A 6,434-nucleotide genomic window follows, 5' to 3' on the forward strand; every position below is an offset into this window, starting at 1 on the left:
CGCAAGGCAAGCCCGCCATCGCCATCGGCGGCAAGGTGGCACACGACCCTCAGACCATCGCCGCATTGCGCGAAGCCGGCATCGTCGCGACATTCGGCGTCACGCCCGGCCCGGCCAGCCTGCCGGAACTACTCGCCGGCACGGAACGCAATGTGGAATCCACCTGCGCCGCCATCGCCGGCCTGCTGAGAATGACCCAAAATGGTTGACCATCAGGCGGTTCCACGCCATGTAGAGCACATAGTTCCACGCGAAGCCCGTATTATGCCGTTCCCACCAGAATCCATGCATGATGAAACGGGTTCCAAGCTTCTCGGAGCACACGCTACACCGCGCGCTTCGAGAAACGGAACATGAGCAGGGCGAGCATCTCGCCGGTCACGGCCATGCCGAGGAATACCCACATGCTCTTGCCAAATCCCTGGATATAGGCCGCCTGCTGGCTCAGTCCGCCACGCATTCCAGCGCTGGAGAACTCCGCGATCAACGTGGACGCGACGGCGGTGCCGACCGCGCCGGCAAGCTGCTGCACGGTGTTCATCACCGCGGAACCGTCGGCGTTCATCGATGCCGGAAGCTGGTTCAGCGCATGCGTCTGGTCGGGAACCAGCACGAATCCGGACGAAGCCATGAACAGCGCGTAGGCAATGGCGACCGACCATTCATGCGAGCCGCCGAGCATCATCGCAATATCCATTACGGCCACGCCGACAAAACCGCAGGCGATGAACTTCGGCGGGAAATGCGCTTTCAACGCACTGCCGATCAGCGGAGCGGAAATCGCGCCGATGACGGCGCCGGGCAGCAGAATCAGCGCGGCAATCATGCTGGTATGCCCCATGCCGCGCTGCAGCAGAATCGGCAACAGGAAGTTGACGGCGAGCACGCCACCGGACGACATCAGCAAAATCAGCATGCCCAGCGAGAAACCGGGGTATCCGAACGTGCGGATCTCAACCAGCGGATGCTCCATGCGCAATTGCAGCGCGGCGAACACGGCCAGCACAAGCACCGCACCGATGAGCACCGTCCAGAACCGCCAGTCGCCGTTCCATTGCGCGAAGAAGCTCGCCGCGACGATGAGGCCGGCCAGTCCAAGTGCGATCAGCAGCAGCGACGGCAACGACAGATATCCCTTTTCGCCATGGCGGATGTCGGGCACGGTGATGGCGCCAAGCACGAATGAAATCAGCAGGAACGGCATCATCGCGTAGAAGATCCAGTGCCAGTTGAGGAATTCCATGACGAGGCCGCCGAACACTGGGCCGATGGCCGGAGCCGCGCAGGTGACGAGGCTGACGAGGCCGAGCATCATGCCACGCTTATGGAACGGCGCCTTGTCGAGGATGATGTTGGTCAGCAGGGGTAGCGAAACGCCGGTGCCGAGCGCCATGATGAGTCGCGCGGCAAGCAACATCGGGAAGTTCAGCCCAAGCGCACCCACCAGCGTTCCCGCGGAGAACAGCACGACCGCGGTGACGAACAGCGCCTTCGTCGGAAACGTGCGCACCATGAACGGCGAAGTCGGAATCGCCACGGAAAGCAGCAGCAGGTATCCGGTGGTCAACCATTGCACCACGTCGGCGGAGATCGAGAATTCCGCCATCAGCGTCGAATACGCGATGTTCAGCGACGTTTCCGACAGAATGCCGAGGAAGGTGAGCAGCGAAAGCGCCACCACCACTACAGTGAGCCTGCCTTCGCTCATGGCGCCGCTCGAACGGCCAGCCTGCGTTTCCGGTTTGCCTTGTTGTTTGTCGTGGATGCTCACGATGCTCCTTATCTGCCGACGCATGGAATCGGATTGATCGCCCCGCTTATACATAGAGAAGAAAAGTTACGCGAAATTACATCCACACGCCGATACGCCCATCAGATTGGAGCGTCGGCTTCGAACCGGTTGCGCACCCGCAGGGAATGGATTGGATCAACGATGGAAAACGGCTGTTTTAGAGCCACTTACCTCATACAGTTCCGGCCCTTACCACCTACGGAAGCCGAAAACCACCTACGGAAAGCCCCAAGAATCAAGGATCTTTCGAAGATTATCGAACACCCGCATCCATCATTCCGTGCGGCGGCTTGCGAAAGTCCATAGAAAACCATAAACTACCAATCGGTAATTAAAGGACGCCATTTCAGCGAGGAAAGTGAGCAATCCATGACCGACTTCACCAACGACCTCCCCTACAAGAACCCGGATCTTCCCGCCGCCGAACGCATCGCGGACCTACTGGGCCGCATGACCCTCGAAGAGAAGGTCGGCCAAATGATGCAACTCGACGCACGCGGCGGAAATCTGGACGAACTCATCATCGACAAACACGTCGGCTCGATTCTGCATACCAGCCCGGCGGACCTTCCCCGCGCCGTTGAAACCGTCAATACGAAGACCCGTCTCGGCATCCCGCTGATCATCGGCGACGATTGCATTCACGGATATTCCTTCTGGCCCGGTTCCACCATATTTCCCACCCAACTCGGCATGGCCACGAGCTGGGACACCGCCAAGGTACAGGCCGCGGGACGCGCCACCGCCGAAGAGGTCTCCGCCACCGGCGTCCATTGGACGTTCTCCCCCGTGCTGTGCATCGCCCGCGACACCCGTTGGGGCCGCGTGGACGAGACCTTCGGCGAGGATCCTTACCTGATCGGTGAAATGGCCTCCGCCATCGTCAAGGGATACCAAGGCGGCGCCAAAGCCGGCGAACGGCTTGCGAAGGATGCGATTCTGGCCTGCGCCAAGCATTTCGCGGGTTACTCCGAGACCCAAGGCGGACGCGACGCCTCGGAGGCCGATCTGAGCCACCGCAAGCTGGAATCCTGGTTTCTCCCCCCATTCGAACGGGTGGCCAAGGAAGGCTGCGGCACGTTCATGCTCGGCTACGAATCCATCGATGGGGCACCGGTCACCTTCAACAAGTGGCTGCTGTCCGACAAGTTGCGCGGCGATTGGAACTATCAGGGCACGCTGATCACCGATTGGGACAACGTGGGCCGTTCCGTGTGGGAACAGAAAGTCAAGCCCGACTATATGCATGCCGCCACGGATGCGGTCAAGGCGGGCAACGACCTGATCATGACCACACCGCAGTTTTTCGATGGCGCCATCAAGGCCGTAAGGAACGGATTGTTGGACGAATCGCTGATCGATGAGGCCGTGTCCCGCATCCTCGCGCTCAAATTCCGCTTGGGCCTGTTCGAGGATCCGCGTTTGCCGGACGAGAAGCGCATCAAGGCGGTCATCGGATCCAAAGACCATCAGGATCTCAACCTGCAGATCGCCCGTGAATCCGTGGCGCTGCTCAAGAACAATGGCGCATTGCCGTTCTCGGCCACGCCGGACAAGCGCATCGCCGTCATCGGCCCGCTCGCCGATGACGCCCAGAATCAGCTGGGCGATTGGACCGGCAATTCCGGCCAGGTGAATTGGATGCCGGACGGCCAGCCGCGAAACATGATCACCACCGTGCTTGACGGTTTCAGGCAGCTTGTGCCCGAGGGATGCGAGGTTGTATATTCGCGCGGCGCGGACATCATCGACCTGGTGGACGATCCGGAGGGTGAGTGCTATCCGGACGGCCAACCCCGTCCCAAGATCGGCGTCTCCGCCAGATTCGACCAGCGTCTGCTGGATGAGGCAGTGGCGAATGCACGGCAGTCCGATCTCATCGTCGCCGCCGTCGGCGATGTGGTGCAATTGGTCGGCGAGACCTGTTCCACCGCCACGTTGGAATTGCTCGGCGGTCAGAACGCGCTGCTTGAAGCACTGGCAAATGTCGCCAAAGAGACCGGCAAACCGCTGGTCGTGGTGCTGCTGAGTTCCAAACCACAAGTGATGCCGGCATGCGTGATCGGCACGAACGGTGTGATCGTCGACGAATCCGCGGCCGACGGCACGTCCGCGTTCATGTGGGCTCCGAACCCTGGCATGAAGGGCGGCCAGGCCATTGCGGAGATCATCCTCGGCAAGACCGAACCGAGCGGCAGGCTTCCAATCACCTTCCCGCGCCATGCCGGGCAGCTCCCCGTCTACTACAACCAAATCCGCGGCCAGCACGGCAACCGCTATGCCGACCTCACGCAGGATCCGGCATTCGCGTTCGGCGAGGGATTGAGCTACACGACCTTCGCCTATGGCGAGCCCACAATCACCAACATTCCGACCTCCGGCACGTTCGCCGCCGATGATACCGTGCACATCGAAATCACGCTTACCAACACCGGCGCGCGCAAGGGCACCGAGGTGGTGCAGGCATACATCGGCGATATCGTCACCTCGTACAGTTGGACGGACCGCGAGCTCAAAGCGTTCCAGCGCGTGGAGCTTGAACCAGGCGAAACCAGAACCATCGCATTCGACATTCCGGTCGCGGATTGCACGATCGTCGACTCCGATGCGCATCGGTTCGTCGAGCCAGGCGAATTCGAAGTGCTCATCGGGCATTCAAGCCGCCGCGCGGATCTCAAGCGCACCACATTCACCGTGTCCGATTGATCATCGGCCGACGCAATTCGTCATGGGTGTCGTTCCATCCGATCGGCACCCATGCGAGCATCCATGATGATGGATTCTTATGCCCTTTGCGACCACGAACAAAACACTCGAACCGGAAGTTCGTGTCCGTTGCAAAGGGCATACCCCTGCAACAGACACGATTTCGGTTTTCATATTCAGAAAAGCGCGGTTCTAGACGCGCGATGCCGATTAGGCAATTCCCTGAATGGTCGTGCCGCATATTGCCGTGCGCGACAATATGCGGCGGGTTTCGACGCACGGCGCCAGAACTGCCGTCAGCGGCTTTAGTCGCTCAACGGTATGCGTCCCACAATGGCGCCGGAAACAGTATGTTCTCCATTTCGGCCCATTCCGCATACAGGTCGATTTCCGGCTCGCGCAGCCACCACAGTTGAATGCCGTCCATGATTTCCATGGATTTGCGCACCACCGGTCGCATGCCCGCCTCCCATGAGCCGAGTTGCGGCGGAACCATCCATGGGTACATCGAATAATGGTTCCAGATGCTGTCCATCCGTTCCGCGAATTCGTCGTGCAGCGGATGGCCGGGATTCAACGATTCGGCGGACAGCACGGTGAACAGCTGCACCATCATGCGACGGCGTGAGTTGTGCCTCACCAGATAGCGCAGGTATGCGGGGAAATGTGGCGCCGCGGAGTCGCTGCCAGGCATGCCGGAGGAGAAGAAATCCTCCGGAGTACCCGTGGTGGCGTAGTACTCGTTGAACACCATCGCCAGCATATTGTCCTTATTCTCGACGTATCTGAGCACGCCCTGCTTGGAGATGCCGACCCGATCGGCCACGTCCTGAATCGAGACGCCGTTGTATCCGCGTTCGCTGATGAGCTGCACCGCCGCATCCAGCACCTCCGCACGCCGTTTCTCCGGCGATTTGCGGACGCGTTTCGAAGTCGTTCCCTCTGCCATGGTTCCGAGTCTAATGCCGTTGCGGCGATTATCGCTGATTGACGCCGTAATCATCTTGCGGATCATCATGGAATTCCTCGGGCAGGATCCATCCGTGGCGCCATGCGCGGGTCAGATCCCATGCTTCGAGATTGCCGCCGTTGCGCGGATCGCGCGGCGAAGATCGGCGATTCCATCGCAATCAGGTATTGATGGGTATCAAGCATGACATTGCGCATGCCCGCGCGCCGGAACCAGTCGCCCCAACGGAGCAGACGGAAACCGTCATGGAACACGATCGGCGTTTCCGGACGCAATATGGCGCGTAGCCGCGTGTAGGCGGCACGATAGAAACGTTTCAGAAAACGCAGGGAGACATGCGCGCTGCCGGATGCCTCGCGATTGTTTTTCGCGATGTTCGATGCGCCATGGAACACCAGCCAGCTCACCGGTTCGTTAAGCACTTCGATGCTGTGCAACGCCGGTTCGTCCCGATACCGGCATGCCAGACGCTCCAGCACGTTCAGCGCGTATTCCACCAGATCCGGATTCCGCGCCCATGTGCATACGCCCGTCAATCCGCCGTTGTCGAAGCCGTTCTGTGAGCCGGGCACGGTGTGCAGGTCGATCATGATCCTCAATCCGGTCTCGTCCGCCCAAGCGAACGCCTTGTCGAGGTATTCGACGCAGCCGGGATGCCCGGGCCAGTCGCCGAAGATGAAATACGGCACGGGAATGCGGACGAGGTTGATTCCATGCGCGGCGATGGCGCGAAAGTCATCCAACGTTATGTAGGTGTCGCGGTGGCGCCGCAAAACGGATTCCAGAGATGATGGCGCTTCCGCGGTTTCGGATGACTTCTGCGGGACGCGCGCGGCGGCGTCCATCGCGGCATGCGTGCGGTGCATCCGGATCTCATCATCCGCCCCGCTTGGCTGGAATGGTTCGGGATTCATCCATTTCTCCAACACCAGCCAGTTGCCGAGGTTCACGCCATTGATCTTCTCG

The 6,434-nt window shown here is 60.4% G+C and carries 3 protein-coding genes and 2 pseudogenes; 2 read left to right on the plus strand and 3 right to left on the minus strand.

The features are described 5' to 3' along the window. Nucleotides 1–209: pseudogene (locus B3C64_RS04595) on the plus strand (glycerate kinase); the annotation flags it as partial. A gap of 116 nt (nucleotides 210–325) precedes the next feature. Here B3C64_RS04595 and B3C64_RS04600 read toward each other — a convergent pair. Then, entirely contained in the window at nucleotides 326–1,771 is a 1,446-nt protein-coding gene (locus B3C64_RS04600; RefSeq protein WP_291534047.1) for a DHA2 family efflux MFS transporter permease subunit, read from the minus strand. 390 nt (nucleotides 1,772–2,161) lie between these two features. On the opposite strand from B3C64_RS04600, the gene B3C64_RS04605 reads away from it, so the two are divergent. After that, nucleotides 2,162–4,498, plus strand: coding sequence for a glycoside hydrolase family 3 N-terminal domain-containing protein (locus tag B3C64_RS04605; protein ID WP_291534049.1), 2,337 nt, complete (start codon nucleotides 2,162–2,164; stop codon nucleotides 4,496–4,498). Between the two features lie 313 nt (nucleotides 4,499–4,811). Here the strand turns inward: B3C64_RS04605 and B3C64_RS04610 are convergent, their stop codons facing one another. Both B3C64_RS04610 and B3C64_RS04615 read right to left on the minus strand, forming a co-directional pair. Beyond that, nucleotides 4,812–5,447 carry a TetR/AcrR family transcriptional regulator gene (locus tag B3C64_RS04610; protein WP_291534051.1) on the minus strand — a complete coding sequence of 212 codons (636 nt, stop codon included), beginning with the start codon at nucleotides 5,445–5,447 and terminating at the stop codon, nucleotides 4,812–4,814. Between the two features lie 158 nt (nucleotides 5,448–5,605). Continuing rightward, nucleotides 5,606–6,434: pseudogene (locus B3C64_RS04615) on the minus strand (glycoside hydrolase family 5 protein); the annotation flags it as partial.

Source organism: Bifidobacterium sp. UBA6881 (assembly GCA_002451435.1).
Lineage (GTDB): Bacteria > Actinomycetota > Actinomycetes > Actinomycetales > Bifidobacteriaceae > Bifidobacterium.

Coding starts and splice junctions, on each gene's coding strand:
- B3C64_RS04605 (WP_291534049.1), top strand. CDS start 2,162: ATGACCGACTTCACCAACGACCTCCCCTACAAGAACCCGGATCTTCCC.
- B3C64_RS04610 (WP_291534051.1), bottom strand. CDS start 5,447: ATGGCAGAGGGAACGACTTCGAAACGCGTCCGCAAATCGCCGGAGAAA.